Annotated in this window: 22 protein-coding genes; 10 read left to right on the top strand and 12 right to left on the bottom strand. The window is 76.4% G+C overall.

What is annotated here, in order from left to right; translation table 11 throughout:
* Positions 1-35: 35 nt before the first annotated feature.
* Genes ACLQ2V_RS19755 through ACLQ2V_RS19720 form a run of 8 tightly spaced genes read right to left on the bottom strand, consistent with a single transcriptional unit; the run spans position 36 to position 8,858 of the window.
* Positions 36-1,019 carry a DNA topoisomerase IB gene (locus ACLQ2V_RS19755; protein ID WP_425719998.1) on the bottom strand — a complete coding sequence of 328 codons (984 nt, stop codon included), beginning with the start codon at positions 1,017-1,019 and terminating at the stop codon, positions 36-38.
* Entirely contained in the window at positions 1,003-1,989 is a 987-nt protein-coding gene (locus tag ACLQ2V_RS19750) for a glycosyltransferase family 9 protein (protein WP_425719997.1), read from the bottom strand. The genes ACLQ2V_RS19755 and ACLQ2V_RS19750 overlap by 17 nt, the downstream gene beginning before the upstream one ends.
* Positions 1,986-2,672 carry an SDR family oxidoreductase gene (locus tag ACLQ2V_RS19745; protein ID WP_425720123.1) on the bottom strand — a complete coding sequence of 229 codons (687 nt, stop codon included), beginning with the start codon at positions 2,670-2,672 and terminating at the stop codon, positions 1,986-1,988. Before ACLQ2V_RS19745 ends, ACLQ2V_RS19750 begins: the two co-directional genes overlap by 4 nt.
* Positions 2,673-2,683: 11 nt before the next feature.
* On the bottom strand, positions 2,684-4,180 hold the full coding sequence (locus ACLQ2V_RS19740) for a PfkB family carbohydrate kinase (RefSeq protein ID WP_425719996.1): 1,497 nt from the start codon (positions 4,178-4,180) through the stop codon (positions 2,684-2,686).
* 1 nt (position 4,181) lies between these two features.
* On the bottom strand, positions 4,182-5,000 hold the full coding sequence (locus ACLQ2V_RS19735; RefSeq protein WP_425719995.1) for a D-sedoheptulose-7-phosphate isomerase: 819 nt from the start codon (positions 4,998-5,000) through the stop codon (positions 4,182-4,184).
* Positions 5,000-6,217, bottom strand: a complete 1,218-nt coding sequence (locus ACLQ2V_RS19730) for a glycosyltransferase (RefSeq protein ID WP_425719994.1) — start codon at positions 6,215-6,217, stop codon at positions 5,000-5,002. The genes ACLQ2V_RS19735 and ACLQ2V_RS19730 overlap by 1 nt, the downstream gene beginning before the upstream one ends.
* A complete protein-coding gene (locus ACLQ2V_RS19725) occupies positions 6,202-7,176 on the bottom strand; it encodes a glycosyltransferase (RefSeq protein WP_425719993.1) in 975 nt (324 codons plus the stop codon). Before ACLQ2V_RS19725 ends, ACLQ2V_RS19730 begins: the two co-directional genes overlap by 16 nt.
* Positions 7,173-8,858, bottom strand: a complete 1,686-nt coding sequence (locus ACLQ2V_RS19720) for an HAD-IIIA family hydrolase (protein WP_425720122.1) — start codon at positions 8,856-8,858, stop codon at positions 7,173-7,175. Before ACLQ2V_RS19720 ends, ACLQ2V_RS19725 begins: the two co-directional genes overlap by 4 nt.
* A 211-nt stretch (positions 8,859-9,069) precedes the next feature.
* Between ACLQ2V_RS19720 and ACLQ2V_RS19715 the strand changes: the two genes are divergently transcribed.
* Together ACLQ2V_RS19715 and ACLQ2V_RS19710 are read left to right on the top strand one after the other, a co-directional pair.
* Complete coding sequence (locus ACLQ2V_RS19715) at positions 9,070-9,609, top strand: SRPBCC family protein (RefSeq protein ID WP_425719992.1); 540 nt, start codon at positions 9,070-9,072, stop codon at positions 9,607-9,609.
* A gap of 109 nt (positions 9,610-9,718) precedes the next feature.
* Positions 9,719-10,489, top strand: coding sequence for a polyprenol monophosphomannose synthase (locus tag ACLQ2V_RS19710; protein ID WP_425719991.1), 771 nt, complete (start codon positions 9,719-9,721; stop codon positions 10,487-10,489).
* Between the two features lie 78 nt (positions 10,490-10,567).
* On the opposite strand, the gene ACLQ2V_RS19705 is transcribed toward ACLQ2V_RS19710, so the two are convergent.
* Positions 10,568-12,172, bottom strand: coding sequence for a phytoene desaturase family protein (locus ACLQ2V_RS19705; protein WP_425719990.1), 1,605 nt, complete (start codon positions 12,170-12,172; stop codon positions 10,568-10,570).
* A gap of 95 nt (positions 12,173-12,267) precedes the next feature.
* Between ACLQ2V_RS19705 and ACLQ2V_RS19700 the strand changes: the two genes are divergently transcribed.
* Positions 12,268-13,701, top strand: a complete 1,434-nt coding sequence (locus ACLQ2V_RS19700) for an aldehyde dehydrogenase family protein (protein ID WP_425719989.1) — start codon at positions 12,268-12,270, stop codon at positions 13,699-13,701.
* Positions 13,702-13,731: 30 nt separating this feature from the next.
* Here the strand turns inward: ACLQ2V_RS19700 and ACLQ2V_RS19695 are convergent, their stop codons facing one another.
* The gene (locus ACLQ2V_RS19695) at positions 13,732-14,133 is read right to left on the bottom strand and encodes a ChaB family protein (protein WP_425719988.1); all 402 of its coding nucleotides are present in this window, start codon (positions 14,131-14,133) and stop codon (positions 13,732-13,734) included.
* A gap of 176 nt (positions 14,134-14,309) precedes the next feature.
* Here ACLQ2V_RS19695 and ACLQ2V_RS19690 point away from each other — a divergent pair, with 176 nt between their 5' ends.
* The 5 genes from ACLQ2V_RS19690 to ACLQ2V_RS19670 all read left to right on the top strand — a co-directional run bounded on the left by ACLQ2V_RS19690 (position 14,310) and on the right by ACLQ2V_RS19670 (position 17,173).
* Positions 14,310-15,287, top strand: coding sequence for a YihY/virulence factor BrkB family protein (locus tag ACLQ2V_RS19690; protein WP_425719987.1), 978 nt, complete (start codon positions 14,310-14,312; stop codon positions 15,285-15,287).
* A gap of 100 nt (positions 15,288-15,387) precedes the next feature.
* On the top strand, positions 15,388-15,804 hold the full coding sequence (locus tag ACLQ2V_RS19685) for a DUF2795 domain-containing protein (RefSeq protein WP_425719986.1): 417 nt from the start codon (positions 15,388-15,390) through the stop codon (positions 15,802-15,804).
* A 48-nt stretch (positions 15,805-15,852) separates the two neighbouring features.
* Positions 15,853-16,314: an SRPBCC family protein gene (locus ACLQ2V_RS19680; RefSeq protein ID WP_425719985.1), complete on the top strand. Its 462-nt coding sequence runs from the start codon at positions 15,853-15,855 to the stop codon at positions 16,312-16,314.
* Positions 16,315-16,459: 145 nt separating this feature from the next.
* Positions 16,460-16,723 (top strand): hypothetical protein, encoded by a 264-nt coding sequence (locus tag ACLQ2V_RS19675; RefSeq protein WP_425720121.1) that lies wholly within the window; start codon positions 16,460-16,462, stop codon positions 16,721-16,723.
* A gap of 237 nt (positions 16,724-16,960) precedes the next feature.
* Complete coding sequence (locus ACLQ2V_RS19670; protein WP_425719984.1) at positions 16,961-17,173, top strand: hypothetical protein; 213 nt, start codon at positions 16,961-16,963, stop codon at positions 17,171-17,173.
* A 34-nt stretch (positions 17,174-17,207) separates the two neighbouring features.
* Here the strand turns inward: ACLQ2V_RS19670 and ACLQ2V_RS19665 are convergent, their stop codons facing one another.
* Positions 17,208-17,654 (bottom strand): hypothetical protein, encoded by a 447-nt coding sequence (locus ACLQ2V_RS19665; RefSeq protein WP_425719983.1) that lies wholly within the window; start codon positions 17,652-17,654, stop codon positions 17,208-17,210.
* Positions 17,655-17,809: 155 nt separating this feature from the next.
* Here ACLQ2V_RS19665 and ACLQ2V_RS19660 point away from each other — a divergent pair, with 155 nt between their 5' ends.
* A complete protein-coding gene (locus ACLQ2V_RS19660) occupies positions 17,810-18,202 on the top strand; it encodes a DUF6401 family natural product biosynthesis protein (RefSeq protein WP_425719982.1) in 393 nt (130 codons plus the stop codon).
* A 47-nt stretch (positions 18,203-18,249) separates the two neighbouring features.
* Here the strand turns inward: ACLQ2V_RS19660 and ACLQ2V_RS19655 are convergent, their stop codons facing one another.
* The gene (locus tag ACLQ2V_RS19655; protein WP_425719981.1) at positions 18,250-19,119 is read right to left on the bottom strand and encodes a mechanosensitive ion channel family protein; all 870 of its coding nucleotides are present in this window, start codon (positions 19,117-19,119) and stop codon (positions 18,250-18,252) included.
* A gap of 216 nt (positions 19,120-19,335) precedes the next feature.
* Between ACLQ2V_RS19655 and ACLQ2V_RS19650 the strand changes: the two genes are divergently transcribed.
* Entirely contained in the window at positions 19,336-21,492 is a 2,157-nt protein-coding gene (locus ACLQ2V_RS19650; RefSeq protein WP_425719980.1) for a SpoIIE family protein phosphatase, read from the top strand.
* Positions 21,493-21,502 lie beyond the last annotated feature (10 nt).

The raw sequence follows: 21,502 nt of genomic DNA, 5'->3' as shown, positions 1-21,502 counted from the left end.
ACAGCCTGCGCTACCCCGCTGCCCGCGCCGGCGCCTCAGGCCTCCTCCAGCAGCTTCAGCACCCGCCGCTCGGCCTCCTCCCGGGGCATCTCCGAGCCCACCGGCGCGACCACCCCGTCGTGGAACATGTCGACCACCCGGGGATCCACGTACGACGTCCGCGCCACCGTCGGGGTGTTGCCGAGCAGCTCGGCGACCTCGCGCATCACCGCCGCGACCGCCTTGCGCCGGGCCGTGACCGAGCGTGCCGGCCCCCGGCTGGCCAGCTCGGTGGCGGCCAGCACGGTGGCGTGCCAGGTGCGGAAGTCCTTAGCGGTCATCTCGCCGCCGCTGGCGTCGCGCAGGTACTCGTTGACCTCGTCGCTGCGCACGTCGCGCCAGTCCCGGCCGTCGAGGTAGCCGAAGAGCCGCTCGGCGTCGCGCCGCCGCCGGCGCAGGTGCAGCAGCACCCGGCACAGCTGCGGGTCGGAGATCCGGCGCACCTGCTCGATGCCGCCCTTGGCGGGGAACTCGAAGACCACGCAGCCGCCCCGTTGCCGGGCGTGCTCGGGGCGCAGCGTGGCCACGCCGAAGGTGGCGTCGTCGCCGACGGCGTACTGGTCGCTGCCGACCCGGAACATCCCCATGTCGAGCAGGCGGGCGACCGTGGCCAGCACCCGGTCCCGGTTCAGCTCGCGGCCGGCCAGGTCGCGTTCCACCCGCTCGCGCAGCACCGGCAGCCGGTGGGCCACCCGCAGCACGTGGTCGAACTTCGCCTCGTCGCGCTTGCGCCGCCACTGGGGGTGGTAGAGGTACTGCTTGCGGCCGGCGGCGTCGATCCCGATGGCCTGGATGTGCCCGTTGGGGTGCGGCGAGATCCAGACGTCCCGCCAGGCCGGCGGGATCACCAGCCCCCGCAGCCGGGCCAGCTCGTCGGGGTCACGGAGCGTCCCGCCGGCCGGGTCGAGGAAGGCCCAGCCCTTGCCGCTGCGCCGCCGGCCGTACCCCGGCCCGCCCGGATCACTACGCCGTAACCGCACCGGAGATCCGCACCGCCTGTTCCGCCTCGTCCACGGCCGCCAGCACGTCGTCGACACCGACGGCCGTCAGTGTCGCAGCGGTTCGTACCCCGGCGGAGGGGGACCAATCCCGTGCCGCCGCACCGCCGGTCGCGGCGGTGCCGGCCCAGAGGACCCGGTGTCGGGGGCGGTCCGGCGGCGGCCCCCACCGGGCCGGCGGCACCGGCCCGAAGAGCACCACCGACGGCGTGCCGTAGCCGGTGGCGAGGTGCGCGACGCCGGTGTCGCCGCTGACCACCAGGCGGGCGTGGGCGACGAGGGCGGCGAGGTCGCCGAGGTCCGTGCGGCCGGCGAGGACCGCCTGCGGCGGCAACCCCGCGTGGTACGCCACCCGCCCGGCCAGCTCCCGCTCGTCGGCCGACCCGGTGACCAGCACCCGGTGCCCCCGGTCGGTCAGCTCCCGGGCCAACGCCGCGAAGCGCCGCGCCGGCCAGCGCTTGGCGGGCACCTTGCTGCCGGGGTGCACGACGGTGACCCCGGTCGGCACCCGGTCCGGCGCGGGGCGGGACAGGGCCAGGTCGTCGCGGTCGGCCGGAATGCCGTACCAGGCCAGCAGCCGGCACCAGCGGTCCACCTCGTGTTCGTCGTCGCGCCAGCCCGGCCCGTCCAGGTGGTCGGCGGCGGGGTTGGCGTAGGCCAGCAGCCCGCCGGGGCCGGTGGCGGCCAGCAGCCGGTGCGACCGGGGGCCGCACCCGTGCAGGTTGACCGCGAGCTGCGGCGCGCCTCCGGGCCCGGGGAGGGCGTCGAGGCCGTCGAGGCCGTCGACGGGCAGCAGGCGGTCGACGCCGCCGACGAGCCCGACCAGGGGGGCCAGCCAGCGCGGGGCGGCCAGGACCAGCTCCCGGCAGGGGTACGCGGCGCGCAACGCACGCAGCGCGGGGACCGCGGTGGCGAGGTCACCGACGCCCAGGGCGCGCAGCACGAGGATCACGGGTACGACGACTCCCGCTCCGCGCAGACGACCAGCTCGCGTACGGCGCTGCCGGGCGGTTGGGAGAGGGCGAACAGGACGGCGGCGGCGGTGTCGGCGGGGTCGTTGAGACTGGCGTCGGGACCCGGCCGGTACTGGGCGTCGCGGGTGTCGAAGAACGCCGTACGCATCCCGCCGGGGATGAGCAGGGTGACGCCGACGGCCCCGGCCAGCTCGGCGGCGAGGGCGCGGGTGAAGCCGACGACGCCGAACTTCGCGGCGCAGTACGCGGTGGCGTCGCCGACCGCCTTCACGCCGAGGGTGGAGGCGACGGTGACCACGTTGCCCCGCGACTCCTCCAGCCAGGGCAGGGCGGCCCGGATCACCGCGGCGGTGGCCAGCAGGTCCACCGTGACGATCCGCTCCCAGGTCTCCCCCGGCACGTCGGCGAGCCGCCCCGGCACGTCGATGCCGGCGGCGGTGACGACGGCGTCGAGCCCGCCGGCGCGTTCGGCCAACGCCCGGGTGGCCGCCTCGGCGGCCCGGGTGTCGGCCAGGTCGCACTCGGCCCACGGCACCCCGTCGGCGGGCGCGTTGCGGTCCAGCACCAGCGGCCGGCCGCCGGAGTTCGCCACGGCCGTCACCACGGCCGCCCCCAACCCGCTCGACCCGCCCGTGACCAGGACGATCGGTCCCGCCCCCACCGCGTTCGCGGTCATCGTGCCCCCTTCGCCGTCGTAGCGTCCGCGCCGCGCCCCGTCGCCTCCACCGGCACGCCGGACGGCGGGGCGGGCCCGGTGCTCGCCCCGCCGGCGCGGGCGGCGGCGATCAGGTCGGTGGTGGAGTGCCCGTCGAGGTACGGCACGACCACCGTGTGCCCGCCCCAGCGGCGCAGCAGCTCCGCCTCGGGCAGTCCCGGCTCGCCGCCGGTGGCGTAGTCGCCGCCCTTGACCCAGACGTCCGGGCGCAGCCAGGTCAGGGTCGCCTCCGGGGTGGGCTCGTCGAAGACCAGCACCGCGTCGACGCAGCCCAGCGCCGCCAGCAGCCGGCCCCGGTCGCCCTGTGCCACCACCGGCCGGTCCGGCCCCTTCAGCCCGGCCACGCTGGCGTCGGAGTTGAGGCAGACGATCAGGCAGTCGCCGAGTTGGCGGGCCGCCTCCAGGGTGGCCAGGTGCCCGGCGTGCAGCAGGTCGAAGCAGCCGCCGGTGGCGACGACGGTGCCACCGGCGGCGCGGACCGAGGCGACCACCGTGGCGGCGGCGACGACGCCGACCCGCTCCCCGGCGGCGGGCCGGGAAGCGGGCACGGGGGCCGGACCGGGCGGCGGCAGCGCGGCGGCCACTCCCCCGGCGGCGACGTACGCCGACGCCTCGGCGACCGCCGCCCGCACCGCCTCGGAGACCAGCGCGCCCCGGGACAGCGCCACGGCGGCGGTCGCCGCGAAGCGGTCCCCCGCGCCGCAGGTGTCCCCCTCGGCGCGGGCCGGCGCGGGCACCACCAGCGGGGTCGACCCGGCGTGGCAGAGCAGCGCGCCGTCGCCGCCCAGGGTCACGGTGACCGCGCCGGCCCGCCAGCGCCGGCGCAGCTCCTGCGCGCCCCGGGACGCGGTGGCCAGCCGGGACTCCCCGGCGGCGTCTTGCACCAGCTCGCGTACCTCCGACTCGTTCGGGGTGGCCAGGTGCACGCCGGGGACCGCCGCCGGCCCGCGCGGGTGCGGATCCCACACCACGGGCGCGCGGGTCGCCGCGAGCGCGAAACGCAGCGCCGGCTGCCGGGCCACCCCCCGGCCGTAGTCGCTGACCAGCACGGCGGACGCGTGGGCGAGCAGCCGCAGCACGGTGTCGCTCGGCGCGCCGGGTTCGCCGGCCGGGCCGCCCCGGTCGTGTCGCAGCAGCACCCGGCCCCGGGCATGCAGGCGGATCTTCTCCGGGGTGGCGCCGCGCAGCGGCAGCGCGTACAGCCGCACGCCGGCGGCGGCCAGCAGTTCGGCGAGGCGGGCCCCGCCGGCGTCGTCCGCGAGCGCGGTCACCAGGGCCACCTCGGCGCCCTGGGCGGCGGCGAAGACCGCCGCCAGGCCGGCGCCGCCGGGCCGGTCCACGGCCGTGGACTCGTCGAGGACCGGGACCGGGGAGTCCGGGCAGAGCCGGTTGACCACCCCCTCGACGTCCCGGTCGAGCAGGATGTCACCGACCACCACCACGGGTCCCGCCATCTCACTCGCCCCCTCGTCCCGCCTCGACCGGCCGGTCCGTCCCGCCGTCCAGCGCCACCTCGACCGGGTCCGCCCCGACCGGCTCGGCTCCGCCCGGCCGGTCCGCCCCGCCGTCCAGCGCCACCTCGACCCCGGCGCGCACCGGCCCGGCCGGCGCACCGACCGCGCCGACCGTCGCCCCCGCCGGCCCCACCGTCGCGGGGCCTGCCGCCGCGCGGGCGGCGGGGAGCACCCGGTCGACGTACTCGCAGAGCACGTGCGCGCAGAGCAGGTGCAGCTCCTGGACGACCTGGCCGTCCGCCGACGCCACGGCCAGGGTGTCGTGGCAGGCGTCGGCCAGCGGGTTGGGGGCGGGGCCGGTGAAGGCCCAGCAGCGCAGCCCGGCCCGCCGGCCGGCGTCGGCGGCGGCGAGCAGGTTGGCGCTGGTGCCGCTGGTGGTCAGCAGCAGCAGGATGTCGCCGGGGCGGCCGTGGGCGCGCACCTGGCGGGCGAAGACCTCGGCGTAGCCGTAGTCGTTGCCGATGGCGGTCAGGGCGGAGGTCTCCGCGTGCAGGGCGATGGCCGAGAGCGGTTCGCGGTCGTCGCGCAGCTTGCCGACCAGCTCGGCGGTGAGGTGCTGGGCCTCGGCGGCGCTGCCGCCGTTGCCGGCCACCAGCAGCCGCCCCCCGGCGGCCAGCCGGTGCGCCAGCTCCGCGCCCCACCGGGCCAGCAGCTCCTCGCAGCCGCGCAGCGACGGCAGCGCGGCGGCCAGGTGCGCCAGGTGCGCGTCGAGCACCGACGGGGCCGCCCCACCGTCGGGGCGGGCCGGGACGGCGGCCATCAGGCGACCACCCGGGCCGGGCGGCGCACCGCCGCCACCTGCCCGTACACCTCGGTCAGCCGGTCGGCCGCCGCCGCCCAGGAGTAGCGGCGGCGGGCCCGGTCGCGGGCCGCCCCGGCGTACGCGAAGCGGCGGATCCGGTCGTCGAGCAGCCGGCGGATCGCGGCGCCCAGCGCGTCGGGGTCGCGGGCCGGGACCAGCTCGCCGGTCACCCCGGGCTGCACGGTGTCGGTCAGCCCGCCGACGGCGGTGCCGATCACGGGCACGCCGCAGGCCATCGCCTCCAGCGGGGTGAGCCCGAACGGCTCGTACCAGGGGGCGGCGACCAGCACGTCGGCGGAGCGGTACCAGCGGGCCATCTCCTCGCGGGGCACCGCCCCGACCAGGGTGACCCGGTCGGCGACCCCGCACGAGGCGGCCAGCGCCCGCAGCCGGCGGGCGTGCGGGTCGGCCTCCAGCAGTCCCTCGGGCGGGCCGCCCACCACCACGCACTCGGCGGCGGGCACCCGCGTCATCGCCCGGATCACGTCCTGGAAGCCCTTGCGTTCCACCAGCCGGCCGACGGTGAGGATGCGGGCCCGGCCCGGGTCCCGCTCGGCGGCCGGGCCCAGCGGCGCGAACGTGGCGAGGTTGACCCCCGACGGCACGACGGTGATCCGCGACCGGGGCACCCCGAGCCGGACCAGCTCGCCCACCTCGTCCTGGCACTGGGCGACGACCCGGTCGACCGCGCGGCCCAACTCCCGCTCGCGCTCGATCCGGCCGGGCGGGCTGGTGTCCTGCGCGCCCTGGTAGCGGCGCTTCACGGTGCCGAGGGCGTGGTACGTCAGCACCACCGGCACCCCGCTGCGCCGGCCGGCGGCCAGCGCGGCGAGGCCGCTCATCCAGAAGTGCGCGTGGATCACCTCGGGTGCCCACTCCCCGCCGCGCCACCGCTGCACCAGCCAGCGACCGAAGGCCGGCATGTGCGGCAGCAGCGCGTCCTTGGCGACCGGCTCGGCGGGCCCGGCCGGCACGTGCACCACGTCGTAGCCGTCCGGGCCGGACACGTGCACCGGCAGGTCCACCGCGTCGCGGCGGGTGTAGACCCGCACGTCGTGCCCGGCGGCCGCCAGCGCGGCGGAGAGCTCCGCGACGTGCGTGTTCTGGCCGCCGGCGTCCTCGCCGCCGAGGACGGCGAGCGGGCTGGCGTGTTCCGAGATCATCGCGACGCGCATACTTCCTCCTCCAGCAGGCGGTCCCAGTCGGCGAGGAAACGGTCCAGTCCGTAGCGCTCCCGGGCGGCCCGGCGGGCCGCCGCGCCCGCCCGGCGGGCGGCCTGCGGGTCGTCGAGGAGGCGGCGGGTCGCCCCCACCAGCTCCCCGACGCGGGTGGAGAGGGCGCCGGCCTCCGGCGGCACCGCCACCGGCGCCTCGGTGGTGGCCAGCGCGACGACCGGCATGCCGATGGCCATGGCCTCGATCAGGCTCAGCCCCAGCGAGGTCCACCGGCACAGGTGCAGGTAGGCCCGCCGCCGGCCCAGCTCGGCGTGCATCAGCTCCTGCGGCACGTCGTCGTGGGTGGCGAGCCGGTCGGCGGGCAGCCCCAGCCGCTCGGCGAGCCCGCCCACCCCCATGCCGAAGACGTCGAGCGGGGCGAGGGCGGCGAAGCGGGGCAGCAGGTCGGTGCCGGTGACCCGCCAGCGGCGTACCGGCTCGTTGATGACCACGGCGAGCCGGTCGAGCTCGCCGGTCCACTCGACCTTCGGAGCGACGACGCCGTGCTCGACGACCGTGGTGCGGGTGGTGCCGCTGTCCCAGAAGAGCTCGTTGAAGCCGGTGACGTGCACCAGCAGCAGGTCGTCGCGGTCGGCCATCGGGTGCCGGGTCTCCGGCACGTCGCCCTTGGGGGTGTTGTGCTCGACGTAGATCGCCGGCACGTCGCGGCCGACCCGTCGCCCCAGCCACTGGCAGGCCAGCTCGAACTCCTCCGGGCGTTGCAGGACCACCACGTCGACCTCGGCGCGGGCGAGCGCCTCCGGGGTGACCTCGACGGCGCGCTCGGGCCACGGGTAGGTGCGGGCCCGGCCGAGGCCCCAGGGGCCCCGGTCGGGGGTGACCGGCACCAGGTAGCGGTGCCGGCCGTGCACGAAGGAGGTGGCCCAGGAGCCGTGCACGTGCCAGACCAGGACGTTCATCGGCCGCCCCCGCCGCCGGCCGGCACGACCGCGCGGGCCGCCGCCGTCGACCGCCCGGCGACCGGGGGTACGCCGAGCAGGCGTACCGCCGCCAGGACCGCGCCGGGGTCGAGCCCGGCCAGGCAGGGGTGGCCGGCCACGGGGCAGCGGGTGGCCCGGGTGTCCCGGCAGGGCGCGTCGGCGTCGCCGAGCCGCACGGCCGGCACCCGGTAGGGCCCCCACTGCCCGAACGGGACGGTGGGGGCGAAGAGGCTGACCACCGGCACCCCCAGGGCGGCGGCCAGGTGCGCCGGGCCGGTGTTGCCGACGACCAGCGCGCCGGCGTTGGCGATGATCCCGGCCAGCTCGGCCAGCCCGGTGCGCCCGCCGAGGTCGACGCCCCCGGCGGCGGCCACCGAGGCGGTCAGCTCCCGCTCGTCGGGCCCGCCGGTGACCACCACCCGGTGACCGGCCCCGGCCAGCACCCCGACGATGCGGGCGGCCAGCTCCGGCGGGCAGGCCCGCGAGGTCGCCGACGAGCCGGGGTGCAGCACGAGGTAGCCGGGTTCGTCCAGGCCGGGCGGTGGCGGTGGCACCGCGTCGCGGCGCAGCCGCAGCCGGGGCTGGTCGGGCGCGGGCAGGGCGTAGCCGGCGGCGGCGGCCAGGGAGAGGGCGCGTTCGGGCTCGGGCACCCCCGGCGGCACCCGGTGCCGCACGTCGAGCAGGCTGCCCGGGTAGTCGTCGCTGATCCCGCTGACCCGGGGCACCCCGGCCAGGCGCAGCAGCAGCGCCAGCGGCAGCGGCGACTGGTGGAAGCTGGTGAAGATCACCGCCTCGTCCACGGCGAGGGCGGTCAGCCGCCGCAGCAGCGCCTCGACCCGGCGTGGCTGCACCGGGGCGGGGTCCGGGTCGATCCACTCCAGGGGCCACTCGACGATCTCGTCCACCCCCGGCAGCAGCCGGGCCGCTTCCCGGCCCCGGGGCCCGCAGAGCAGCAGCACCCGCTCGGCGTGCGCCGCGACCGCCCGCACCGCCGGCCCGGTGACCAGCACGTCCCCGGCCGAGTCGGCGCGTACCAGCAGCACCGTTCCGCCGCGCCGGGGCCGCGCCGGGGTCACGGCGGCCTGCCGGCGCAGGATCTCCTCCACCGCCGTGGGCAGCGTCGCCGCCACGTACGGGGCCGCGGCGACCTCCTCGCCCCGGGTCACCGGCGTCGGCACCAGGATGCCCGTGGCCCCCGCCGCCAGGGCCGCCGCCATGTCCCGGCCGATGTCGCCCACCAGCACGCACCGCCCGGCCGTGGTGCCCAGGTCGGCCGCGGCGGCGTGCACCAGCCCCGGTGCCGGTTTGCGGCACGGGCACCCCGCGTCGTCGTCGTGGGGGCAGACCCGCCACGAGTCGAACGGGCCGAGCAGCTCCTCCACCCGCGCGTGCACCGCGGCCAGTTGGGCGGCGGTGAAGAGGCCCCGGGCCAGCCCGGACTGGTTGGTCACCACCCCCAGCCGCAGCCCGGCCGTCCGCAGCCGGTCCAGCGCCGCCCGCGCCCCCGGCATCGGGCGCACCTTCTCCGGGTCCCCGTTGTAGGGCACGTCCTCGATCAGCGTGCCGTCGCGGTCCAGCAGCACCGCGTCGAACAGGACGCCGCCGCGCCGCCGCCCGGCCCCCGGGTCGACCCGGGCTGACCTGCGCCGATCCGGCTCCATCTGGTCCCGTCGCACGGGCGGCGCGTTCCCTGCGCCCCGGGGAGTAAACGTCGTCGCCGGCCGCGCTCGGGGCGCGGGCGGGCGGGCGCGGCGGCTTCGGTACGGCGGGTGCGACGGCTCCGGTGCGGCGTTACCCGCCGCCGCCGAGAAGCTAACCCGCGCGGGTCGTTAGCGCCGGCCCAACCTCGGGTAGCAAAGGACGGTGGCAGTTGTGGAGCAAGTGATACAGGCACCCCCGCAGCGGGTCTTCGACGTCCTCGCCGACGGCTGGACGTACAGCGACTGGGTGGTGGGCACGGTGCACATGCGCGACGTGGACGACGCCTGGCCCCGGGTCGGCGCCCAGTTACACCACAAGGCCGGGCCGTGGCCGTTCTCGTTGCAGGACACCTCCACGGTGCTGCTCTGCGAGCCGCCGCAGAAGCTGGTGATCCGGGCCGGTTTCTGGCCGGCCGGGGAGGCCATCGTGGTGTTCACCCTGGAGCCGGTCGGCGCGGACGCCACCCGGGTGCGCATCGGCGAGGACTTCGCCGCCGGCCCGCTGCGGTGGGTCCGCAACAAGCTCAACGACCTGGTGCTGCACCGGCGCAACCGGGAGACGCTGCGCCGGCTGGCCGACATCGCGACCCGGCGCACGGGCAACCCGACGACCGACCGGGTGGCCGAGCCGGTGACCGACCGGGGCGCGGAGCCGGGGTCCGCGGCGGCGACCGACCGGGCACCGGTGACCGGGCCGGACGCGGGGCGCTGACCGGCGCACACACCCGCGCCCGCGCAGCAGACGGGGAGCCTTGACGACGGCGATAGGTCAACTGGCTACCCTCTCAGGTAACCCTGTCGGCAAACCGAGGATGTCCGTCATGATCGAACCCGTGCAGCTGCCCGAACCGTGGCGGAACGCGCGTCTGACCGTCGTGGTCCCCACCTACAACGAGGCGCGCAACCTGCCGGTGGTGGTCGAGCGGCTCCTCGCGCTGCCGCTGTCGGGCCTCACGGTGCTGGTCGCCGACGACAACTCCCCGGACGGCACCGGCGAGGTGGCCGACAAGCTGGCCCAGGAACACCCCGGCCGGGTGCGGGTGCTGCACCGCGCCGGCAAGGAGGGCCTCGGCCGGGCGTACGTCGACGGCATCGGCCGGGCGCTCGACGACGGCGCGGAGTACGTGGCGCAGATGGACGCCGACCTGTCCCACCCGCCGGAGGCGCTGCCCGGGATGCTCGGCGCGCTGCTCTCCACCCAGGCGGGCGTGGTCATCGGCTCCCGGTACGTGCCCGGCGGCCAGCTCGACGAGGCGTGGCCGCTGTACCGGCGGGCGCTCAGCGGCTGGGCCAACCTCTACGTGCACACGCTGCTGCGGGTGCGCATCCGCGACCTCACGGCCGGGTTCAAGATCTGGCGGGCGGACGCGCTGCGCGACATCGGCCTGGAGCGGGTGCAGTCCAACGGCTACAGCTTCCAGGTGGAGATGCACTACCTGGCCACGAAGCTCGGGCACACCATCCTGGAGGTGCCGATCCGCTTCGAGGAGCGCCGCGACGGGCTGTCGAAGATGACCACCGCCACCAAGATCGAAAGCGCGCTGATGCCGTTCAAGCTGCGTACCCGGCATCGCAACATCGAGGATCGCTGACCTGACGGCCCGGCCCGCACGCGGGGCCGGGCCGATTTCGTCGCGGTGGGACGGCGGGGCCAGGCCGACGCGGCACGGTCAGCGGTAGACCGCCCGGTGGGCCGCGCCGATCGCCCGCGCGTAGAGCCCGCCGGTGACGGCCCGGTCGCGGGCCAGCGCCGCCCGCGCCGCGTTCGCGCCGGGCGCGCCGTGCACCCCGCCGCCCGGGTGGGCCGACGCGCTCGCCAGGTAGAGCCGGTCGATCGGGGTGTCCGCGCGGCCCAGGCCGGGGATCGGCCGCAGGAAGAGCTGCTGGTACGCCGCCGCGGTGCCGCCGCCCAGCGCCCCGCCGACCAGGCTCGGGTCGCCCCGCTCCAGGTCGGCCGGGCCGGCCACGTGCCGCCCCACCACCCGGCTGCGGAAGCCGGGCGCGGCGTCCTCGATGACCTGCTCCATCCGCGCCACGTGCGCGGCCACCTCCTCGGCCCGCCAGTCGCGGCGGAACGGCAGGTGGGTGTACGCCCAGAGCGACTCGGTGCCCGGGGGCGAGTGGCTCGGGTCGGCCACGCTCATCTGCCCGAGCAGCAGGAACGGCTCGGCCGGGACCCGCCCCCGGGCCAGCTCGGCGGCGTACCCGGTCAGGCCGTCGAGGTCCGCCCCCAGGTGCACGGTGCCCGCGCCGGCCAGCGCCGGGTTGCGCCACGGCACCGGCCCGGACAGCGCCCAGTCGACCTTGACGGTGGAGCCGTCCCACCGGAAGTGCGCCAGGTCCTGCACCAGCCGGGGCGGCAGCGCCCCCGCGCCGACCAGGTCCAGGTAGAGCGCGGGGGCGGGGACGTCGGCCAGCACCGCCCTGCGGGCCCGCCAGGCGGTGCCGCCGACGGTGCGTACCCCCAACGCCCGGCCCCGGGCGGTGACCACCCGGTCGACCCGGGCGCCGTAGAGGATCCGGCCGCCCCGGTCGGTCAGCCGGTCCACCAGCGCGTCGGTGATCCGCTGCGCCCCGCCGACCGGCACCGGCCAGCCGACCTGCTGGCCGAGCATGGCCAGCAGCCAGCCGTACACCCCGGAGCCGGCGTCGGCCGGGGCCAGGTCGGTGTGCAGGGCGCAGCCGGCCAGCAGCAACGGGCCGCCCTCGCCGTCGAAGAGCTCGTCGCCGAGCTGGCCCACCGGCACCAGCAGCCGGCGGGCCAGCCGCAGCGCCCCGCCGACCCGCAGCCGGCGCAGCAGGCCGACCCCGCCGCGCACCGGCGGGAACGGCGTGGTGATGGCCTCCAGCAGCGGCCCGGCGACGTTCAGCCATTCGGCGTACGCCTCGCGCCAGCGCTCGCCGTCGCCCGGCGCGAACGTCTCCAGGGAGGCGGCCGTGGTGTCCAGGTCGCGGTTGAGCACCGCCGCCCGGCCGTCGGGCAGCAGGTGGGCCAGCACGTCGGGGGCGTGGGTCCAGCTCAGCCCGTGCCGCTCCAGCTCGAGGCCGCCCAGCACCGGGGAGGCGTAGCCGAGGGGATAGAAGGAGCTGTAGAGGTCGCTGAGGTAGCCGGGGGCGGTCACCTCGGCCGAGCGCACCGCGCCGCCGGGGGCCCCGGTCGCCTCGCAGACCAGCACGTCCCAGCCGGCGTCGGCCAGCAGGTTGGCGGCCACCAGGCCGTTGTGGCCCGCGCCGACGACCACGGCGTCCGCCGTCTGGACACCGGTCGGACTCATCGCCGGGCACCCGTCGGGATCATCGAACCCGGCTACCCGTCCGGTCGCCGACCGAAACGCGTTTGCGTCGGGTCGGCCGGGGGATGCGCTGCCGCATGTACACGGTTGCGCAGCTCATCGGCGGGGTGTGGGGGGCGGGGGGCGCGGGCGGCGAGCTGGTCGTCCACGATCCGGCCGACGGCGCCCCGGTCAGCGCCGTGCCGGTGGCCACGGCGGACGAGGTCGGCAAGGCGGTGGAGGCGGCGCGGGAGGTCGCGCCCGAGTGGGCGGCGACCGCCCCGGCGGCGCGGGCGGCGGCCCTGCACCGGGCCGCCGACGCGGTCGAGGCGGTGACCGGGGAGCTGGCCGAGGCGGTGACCGCCGAGATGGGCAAGCCCCTCGCGGACGCTCGGGGCGGCGTCGAGGCGGGGGTGGCCACCCTGCGGCAGTACGCGGAGCTGGGCCCGCTGCGCGGCGGGCGGAGCCTGCTCGGCGCGGCCGACGCCATCGACCTGATGGTGCCGCAGCCGCGCGGCGTGGTCGCCGTGATCACCCCGTGGAACGACCCGGTGGCGGTCTCCTGCGGGCTGCTCGGCGCGGCCCTGGTGACCGGCAACGTGGTGCTGTACAAGCCCAGCGAGCGGACCCCGGCGACCGGCTGGCTGCTGGCGCGGGCCCTGGACGGGGTGCTCCCCGCCGGCGTGTTGTCGCTGCTCACCGGGGGCGGCGCGGTGGGCGCGGCGTTGGCCGGCGGCGACGTGGACGTGGTGGCGCACGTCGGCTCCACGGCGACCGGCCGGTCCATCGCCGAGGCGGCGGCCCGCAGCGGGGCGAAGGCGCTGCTGGAGAACGGCGGCAGCGATCCGCTGATCGTCGACGCCGGGGTGGACCCGGCCTGGGCCGCCGAGCAGGCGGCGCTGGGGGCGTTCGCCAACGCCGGGCAGATCTGCGTCGCGGTGGAGCGGATCTACGTGCACCGCGACGTCGCCGGGGACTTCGTCGACGCCCTGGTGGGGCGGGCCGGGGCGCTGCGCACCGGGCCGGGCCGGGACCCGGCCACCCAGCTCGGGCCGCTGGTCGACCGGCGGCACCGCGACCACGTGCACGCTCAGGTGACCGCGGCGGTGGCCGGCGGGGCGCGGATCCGCGTCGGCGGTGCGGTGCCCGACGGGCCCGGGGCGTTCTACCCGGCGACCGTGGTCACCGACTGCCGGCACGAGATGGCGCTGGTCCGCGAGGAGACCTTCGGGCCGGTCGCCCCGGTGGTGGTGGTCGACTCGTTCGACGAGGCGCTGCGCTGCGCCGCCGACTCGCCGTACGGGCTGGCCGCCACGGTGCTCACCGGGTCGATGAGCCACGCCCAGCGGGCCTGGCGGGAGCTGCCGGCCGGCACCGTGAAGGTCAACGCGGTCTTCGGCGGGGCCCCCGGCGGGGCGGCCCACCCGCGCCGGGGCAGCGGGCAGGGCTTCGGCTACGGCCCGGAGCTGCTCGACGAGTTCACGGCCACGAAGGCCGTACACCTCGAGCCCCCCGCCGGTGGTCGCTGGTGACCCGGCGGGGGGCGGTCGAGCGGCGGCGGGTCAGCCGCCGCGGGCCTTGCGGGTGCTGCGGTCGTTGGCCTTCTCGATCGCCTTGACCAATTCACCCTTGGTCATCCGGGAGCGGCCGGGGATGTCGAGCTTGCGGGCCACCCCCATCAGGTGCTCCTTGGTGGCGTTGGCGTCCACGCCGCCGGCCGTGGGGGCGCGGCGGGCCGGGCCGCCACCGGCCGCCTGCCGGTCGCTGGGCCCCTTGCGGCCCTTGGCCTCCCAGTGGTCGCCGACCTTCTCGTACTGGTGCTTCACGGCGGCGAACGCGGCCCGGTGCGCCCGCTCCCCCTCGCCGTAGGTCTCGACCGCCGAGTCGTGCGTCTTCTCCCAGGTGCGCTGCGCCTTCTCCGGGGAGCGCCGCAGCGTGCTGGGCAGTACCTCGCGCGCGGGCATGTCGTCCTCCTTCGCATCGGTCTGGGGTGGTCGTCTCGGTCCTTCCCCCGGCTGGCACCCCCAAACCGGTGGCCGGTCCGTGCCGGGTTTGTCGAATTCCGGCTGCGGGTACCGGCGGGACCAGGCGAGCGCGGGTGGACCGGTCACCCCGCGCCGCCGGGGCCCAGGGAGCGGTCATGGCAGCGACGACGGAACCCGACACGGCCGCCCCCGACCGGGCGCGGCTGCCCCGGCGGGTACGCCAACTGAGCTGGCGCACCTGGCGCGGGGTGCTGGTGCGCAGCGTCAAGAACTTCGTCCAGGACGACTGCCTCGACTGGGCCGCCGCCCTGACCTACTACGGGGTGCTCGCGCTCTTCCCGTCCACCATCGTGGTGGTGGCCCTGGTCGGCCTGGTCTCCGACGGGGAGCGGACGGTGGACACGGTGATCGACCTGGCCCGCGACGTGGGGGCCGGCTCGGTGGTCGGCAACGACAGCTTCGTGAGCATCGTGCGCGCGGTGGTGGACCAGCAGAGCGGCGCGAAGGCGCTGCTCAGCTTCGGTCTGCTCGGCGCGCTCTGGTCGACGTCCAGCTTCATCGGGGCGTTCACCCGGGCCTCCAACGCCGTCTACGGGGTGACCGAGGGGCGGCCGGTCTGGAAGCTGCGACCCCTCCAGATCGGCCTGGCCGCCGTGACGCTGGTGCTGGTGGCGGTGGTGGCCACCGGGCTGATCGTCAGCGGCCCGGTCACCGACGCGGTGGGCGACCTGGTCCACGCGGGCGGGCTGGCCCGGACGGTGTGGAGCGTGGCGAAGTGGCCGGTGCTGGCCCTGGTGATGATGGGGCTGCTGTCGCTGCTGTTCTGGATCGCCCCGAACGTGCGCCAACCCCGGTTCCGCTGGCTCACCCCGGGCGGGGCGGTCGCCCTGCTCTCCTGGGCCCTGGCCTCCTTCGGCTTCGGCCTCTACGTGGCGAACTTCGGCTCGTACGACGTGACGTACGGCAGCCTCGGCGCGGTGATCGCGTTCCTGGTCTGGCTCTACCTGTCCAACTCGGCGCTGATGCTGGGCGTGCAGATCAACGCCGAGCTGCAACGGGGCCGGGCGATGCAGGCCGGCGACCCGGATCCGCGCGAGCCGGTGCTGACCCCCCGGGCCACGGCCGATTCGTGACCGGTCGCGCCGTTGCGGGTGCCGGCCGATTCGTGACCGGTTGCGCCGTTGCGGCGTCGCTCTCGGTTTATCGGCGGCCCCGCCGGGTAGCGCAGAAGACATGGAACGTGGCAGCAGCAAGCACAGCCCGAGGCTCGACGATCAGATGAGCCAGGAGGTCAGCGGCCTGGTGCAGGGCCCGGGTGCCGCCGGCTCCCGGGTCGACGAGTTCCGGCAGCCCGAGCCCGCGGGTGAGGACCAGCCGGAGCCGACCACCGCGCCGGCCGGCGAGCTGCGTACCGGCGCACCGAAGGGGATGAGCTCGGCGGACGTCGAGGCGCGCAGCAGGCTCGGGCGGTACATCACGATGACCGCCCTGCCCGGCGACCGGGAGGCACTGGTCGCGAACGCCCGCGACAACGACGCCCCTGACGACGTCGTCGCCGCCCTGGAGGGTCTGCCGCCGGGCACCCGCTACCAGACCGTCTCCGAGGTGTGGGCCGCCCTCGGGCACCGCAACGAGACGACCCGCTGGTAGGCCGCACCCCGTCCCACCCACATCCGACACCCCGAGGAGGACCTGCCGATGAGTGACGTTACCGAGCACGTGGACGTGGCCGTCCCGATCCGGACCGCGTACGACCAGTGGACCCAGTTCGAGGAGTTCCCGCACTTCATGGAGGGGGTGCAGGAGGTCCGGCAGGTCACCGACACCATGACCCACTGGACGGTGGAGATCGCCGGGGTGAAGCGGGAGTTCGACGCCGAGATCACCGAGCAGCTCCCGGACGAGCGGGTCGCCTGGCGTTCCACGGGGGGCACCCAGCAGGCCGGCGTGGTGACCTTCCACCGCCTCGACGAGGGCAACACCCGGGTCACCCTCCAGTTGGAGTTCGAGCCGCACGGCGTGGTCGAGCAGGCCGGCGCCAAGCTCGGCGTGGTCGACCACCGCGCCAAGGGCGACCTGGAGCGGTTCAAGACGTTCATCGAGCGGCGCGGTCAGGAGACGGGCGCCTGGCGGGGCGCCGTGGACCGCCCGCAGCCCTGATCCGCTCGCCGCGACGCGTTCTCCGATGGCCGCCGGGTTCCCGGCGGCCATCACCGCGTTCCGGGTACGACGGCCGCCGGCCGATCGCGCGTCGGTGGCCCGGCAGCGCCCGTTTGCCCTCGGCGGCCCCGGGTACGGCGACAGCATGACCGACAACGACAGCCACGTGTGGCGCGACGAGGAACGACTTCCCCTGGAGGAGCTGGACCGGGCCATCGCCCGGTCGACGCTCGACGGGCAGTCCGACGACGTGACCGGCAACGACGCCGGCGAGGAGGCCGCCTTCGGGCACGGCCCCGAGGCGGTGGACCGTGACGCGGCCCCCGCCGAGCGGGAGCGGGAGCGCACCGACGCCGACCGCGCGTACCGCCCGTCGACCATGGGTCGCACCGGCCCGGACACCATGTGACCTCGTCGAATGAGCGAATCTTGGACGGTTGTGGTCCCCGGTGGACGACAACCGTCCAAGATTCGGCGGCGGGTCGATTCGCGCGATCCCGGCCGGTCGCTGGATCAACCAAGGGGGAACACCGCGTCCCCCGAAACGGCAAGAGATGCGGTACGGGCGGTGGGAAAATGGGGCAGGCCATCCATAATCGTCCCGTCGGGGGTCGGCTATCGAGGGCTGCCGCGTAAGACTTTCGCCATGCAGCAGGGTTCCGGCTTTCTCACCCTTCGTCAGCGCCGCCTCGCCTGGCTCGGCTTCCTCCTCGCCGCCGTGCAGGCTCCGGTCGCCGCCAGGTTCGCCCCCGACGACTCGTGGCTGTTCAGCCTCTGCGTGGCCCTGATGGTGGCCACCGTGATCATCGCCGACGACGCCTCCCGGCGTCGCCCGGCCGGCGCCCCCTCCTCCGACTAGCCGCCGCGCCCGTCGCCCGACCAGGCGGCGCAGGTCAGCCCGCGTCGGCCGGTCGCGCCTCGTGGCCGGGGCGACCGTGGGTACGCCGCCGCTCCTTCATCTCCGCCTCGTAGAGGTGCCGCCGGCCGCCGACCAGTTCCTCGCAGGCCTGGCGGTCGATGTCCCGGAAGAGCGCGTAGTACCCGTCGTCGAAGTCCTCGACGATCTGGAAGGTCCACCGGCCGGCGATCACGTTGCGGCCGAGCAGGTCGATGGCGAGCCGGTCGGCGATGCCGTGGTGCCCCGCCGCGCGGAAGCTCTCGATGGCCTCGTCGAGCATCAGGTCGGCGTGGCCGACGAGCTGGTGCAGCGCGTAGAGGTGCCCACGGACCTGCTCGATCGTCTCCAGGGCCGCGCTGAGCCTGCCCAGCGCCGCCACGGTGGTGTCGCTGACGCCCGCCGGGCGGCGGTGCTCCCCGGCCGGTTCGTCCTGGTGTCCCATCCGTGCCTCCCTGTGTCGGCGACGCGCCCGTCCGCACTTGCGCCCCGCCGCGACCGGCTCGGTCCGCGCGGCCGGTGCCCGGCGATGGGTGGCCCGGCGGGGCCGGCCGAGTGGCCGAGACCGGCCGGGTCACCGGGCGGCTACCCTCACTTCCCATGCGTGTGTCCTCGAAGCGGGTGGCCGGCCGCGCCGCCGTGGAGTCCGCCAACGCCGTCCTCGCCGCGCTGGCCGCCTCGATCGGTGCGACCGGGCTCGCCGCCGCCGCCGCCCGACCCGCGCTGCTGGCCGAGGTCGACCAGCACGCCGCCGCCGTGCGGGACAGCCTCGGCGGCGACCGTCGACCGCTGAGCCGGGCCGCGCTCGCCGGGTACGCCGAGGGAGCCCGGGACGCGGCGCGGGAGCACGGTTGGCAGTCGCCCGCCGGGCCGGTGGACTGGTCGGAACCGGACTGGTTGCTCACCCGCCTGCTGGCGGTCTGCGCCCTGGCCCGCTCGCTGGACACCCGAGCGGCACCGCCGCTGCCCACCAGCCGACCTGACCCGCGGTAGCCGAGCGGGAGGGGACCCGTGGGCCCCCTCCCCTCGTGCCGTCCCGGTCAGCCGGTCGGGCGACCGAACTGCTGGGTCTCGTCGCCGCCGGAGCGGTACGTGCCCTGTCCCCCGCCGGTCATGGAGCCCTCCGGCATCGGCGTGGCCTGGGTGCGTCCGGCACCCGTGCGGTCGGCCATCCGCCGCTCGACGTCGCCCCGGCCGGCGCCCTGGGCCTGGCGGTGCTCCCGCAGTGCGCGGGATTCCTCCGAGGCCCGGTTGAGCCAGCCCTCCCAGCGGGCCTGCATCGGCCGCACCAGTCCGCCGCCGAGGCCGACGATCAGGATGCCGGCCACCGTGGCGAGCACCGCGACCAGCACCGGCGTGGTCACCGTGGTGGCGATGCCCACCTGGTTGAGCGCGGCGATGATGCCGAGCGCCAGGATGAAGATCGCCGTCACGTCGGCCAGCACCCGGCCGTACGAGAGGCCGCCGAGGAAGCCGCTGACCAGGTCACGCACGGCGTTGGCGATCGCGGCGGCGATCACCACGATGACGATCGCGACGAACGCCCGGGGCAGCCAGGCGACCACCCCCCGGATCAGGTCGCTGATCGCGTTGGGCCCCCACACCCCGAAGGCGAACTGCAGGGTGAACAGCAGGACCGCGTAGTACGCCAACTTCGCCAGGATGTCGCTGGCGTCGTACTTGGTGCGTTCCAGCGCACGCCGGATGCCACCTCGTTCGACCGCCCGGTCGAACCCCACCCGTTCCAGTACCGTGTCCACGATCTTGAGGACCGCTTTGGCGATGAGCCAACCCACCACGAGGATCACGACGAACGCGATCGCCCTCGGGATGAACAGCAGCACCGACCTCCACATGTCGGTCAGGGCATCCCCTACGTCTACCTGCCCGACCGCGAGGGTTTTCTGCATGGTGTCCCTCCTGTCGCATGGACTTCGGCGCGGGCATACCCGTCACGTGCGGCAGCACGCCGGGCGACGGCTGCCTATTTTTCCGACATTTCCCCCAGGTCGGCCCGGAGCCGCCCTGCGGGCACCAGACCGCCGGCCGGAAGAGCAATGCCCCGTCGGTCTCGGTTCGGTGACGCGCTCGGGTTGCCGGCCGGGCGCTCCGGATAGGCTGCGGACATGCCAGGCACGGTTGGGCGAGCGCCCACGCCAGCAACGCCCGCCGCCCCGGAGCCGCCCGTCTCCGACGCGGCGGGCGTCGTACTCGGCCATCCCTGGGCCGGGACGGCGCTCGGGCCACGGCCGCGCTGGGACCCGGCAGTACGGGGGGTGGTCGACCTCGTCCTCGCCTCCCCGGTGCCGATGGCCTTCGCGTACGGCGACGACCTGCTGCTGCTCTACAACGACGGCTACGCCACGCTGATCGGCGACCGCCACCCGGGCGCGGTGGGTCGCCCGGCGCCCGAGGTCTTCGCCGACGTGTGGGCCGAGCCGGGCGTCGGCGACGTGATCGAACGCGCCTACCGGCTGGGCGAGTCGTTCCTGGAGAAGGAGGCGGTGCTCCCCTTCGACCGGCACCGCCACGGCGCCCGCGAGCAGTCGGTCTTCACCCGGGGCTACTCGCCGGTGCGCGACAGCGCCGGGCAGATCGTCGGCGTGCTGACGGTCGCCACCGAGGCCACGCAGGTCACCGCGCAGTTGCAGAGCCTCAGCGACGTCGCCGCCGCGCTGGCCGGCACCCTCACCCTGGACGACGTGGCCCGAGTGGCCCTGCGCTACCTGCTCACCGCCTTCGACGCCGACCGGGTCACCTTCGGCGTGGACGACGGCGCCGGGTGGCGCACGGTCCGGCGGGTGCGCGGGGAGCTGCTCGACGAGGCCGACGAGCGGCTGCCCCCGCTGTGGCGGCGCTCGCCCGCCGACTCCCCCGGCCCACTGGTGGTCGCCGCCCGCAGCGGGGTGCCCCAGTTCGTCGGCGACGGCCAGCCGCTGCGGGACACCGCGATCGACCGGCACGACCAGAAGGTGCGGGCGCTGGCCGCCCAGCCGCTGCGGACCTCCGCGCTGCGCGGCGGCCTGACCGTCGGCTACCACCGGGCGCACCCGTGGGCGGCCGCCGAGCGGGCCCTGCTGGCCGCCTCCGCCGAGCTGATCGGCCAGGCGGCGGAGCGGGCCCGCCGGTTCGAGACCCAGCACGGCACGGCCCAACTGCTGCAACGCAGCATGTTGCCGGCGCACCTGCCGGACCTGCCCCGGCTGCGCATCGCCGCCCGGTACGATCCCGGCGTCGACGGCAACGCCGCCGGCGGGGACTTCTACGACGCGTTCCTGCTGCCCACCGGCGAGCTGGGCATCGTGCTCGGCGACGTGGCCGGGCACGACGTGCAGGCGGCGGCGCGGATGGGTCAGGTCCGCGCCGCGCTGCGGGCCCTGGCGTTGGCCGACCCCCGGCCGGACGCCGTGCTGGCCGGGCTGGACCGCCTGGTGGGCAGCCTGAGCACCGAGACCGGCACCCAGGAGCTCTTCGTGACCGTGGTGTTCGGGGTGGTCGACGCGTCCCGGCAGCGGCTGACGCTGGCCAGCGCGGGCCATCCGGCGCCGCTGCTGCGCCGCTGCGCACCCGGCGGCGAGCCCCGAGCGGTCTACCTGGACGTGCCGCCGGGGGCCCCGCTGGGGTTGGGCTGCGCCCCGCACACCACCACGGTCCGCTTCGCCCCCGGCGACACGCTGCTGCTGTTCAGCGACGGGGTGGTGGAGCGGCGGCGGCAGAGCCTGACCACCGGGCTGGACGCCCTCGCCACCGCCGTCGCCGCCGCCGCCAGCGGGGACCCCCGGGCGTTGTGCGCGGTGGCGACCGCCGCCGTCGAGGGTGCCACGGAGGACGACGTCGCGGTGTTGGCGGTGGAGCACGCGCTGATGCCGAGCCGCTCGGCGAGCATGGAGATGCCGGCGGAGCCGACCGCGCCGAGCCGGGTACGCCACTGGCTCACCGCCCAGCTCGGCGACTGGCAGGTGCCCGAGTCGGTGATCGGTGCGGCGGTGCTCTGCACCAGCGAGCTGACCACCAACGCCCTGCTGCACGCCGGCACCGCCGCGCGCGTCGAGATCGACCTCAGCCCGGAGCGGCTGCTGGTGTCGGTGGCCGACTCCGGCACCCGGGGGGCGGTGACCCGGGCCCGCACCGACACGCTGAGCAGCCGGGGCCGCGGGCTGGGCCTGATCGAGCAGCTCAGCGACGCCTGGGGCACCGACCCGACCGTGCGCGGGTCGACCGTCTGGTTCGAGATCCTCATTCCGACCGAGCCGCCAGGCATCGACGACCGCCCGAGCGGGTAGGACCGCAGCC

This window comes from Micromonospora sp. DT233 (genome assembly GCF_049841815.1).
In the GTDB taxonomy this organism is placed as follows: domain Bacteria; phylum Actinomycetota; class Actinomycetes; order Mycobacteriales; family Micromonosporaceae; genus Micromonospora.
The sequence above is the reverse complement of the archived record's forward strand: the minus strand, read 5'-3'. Positions and strand labels throughout refer to the sequence as shown.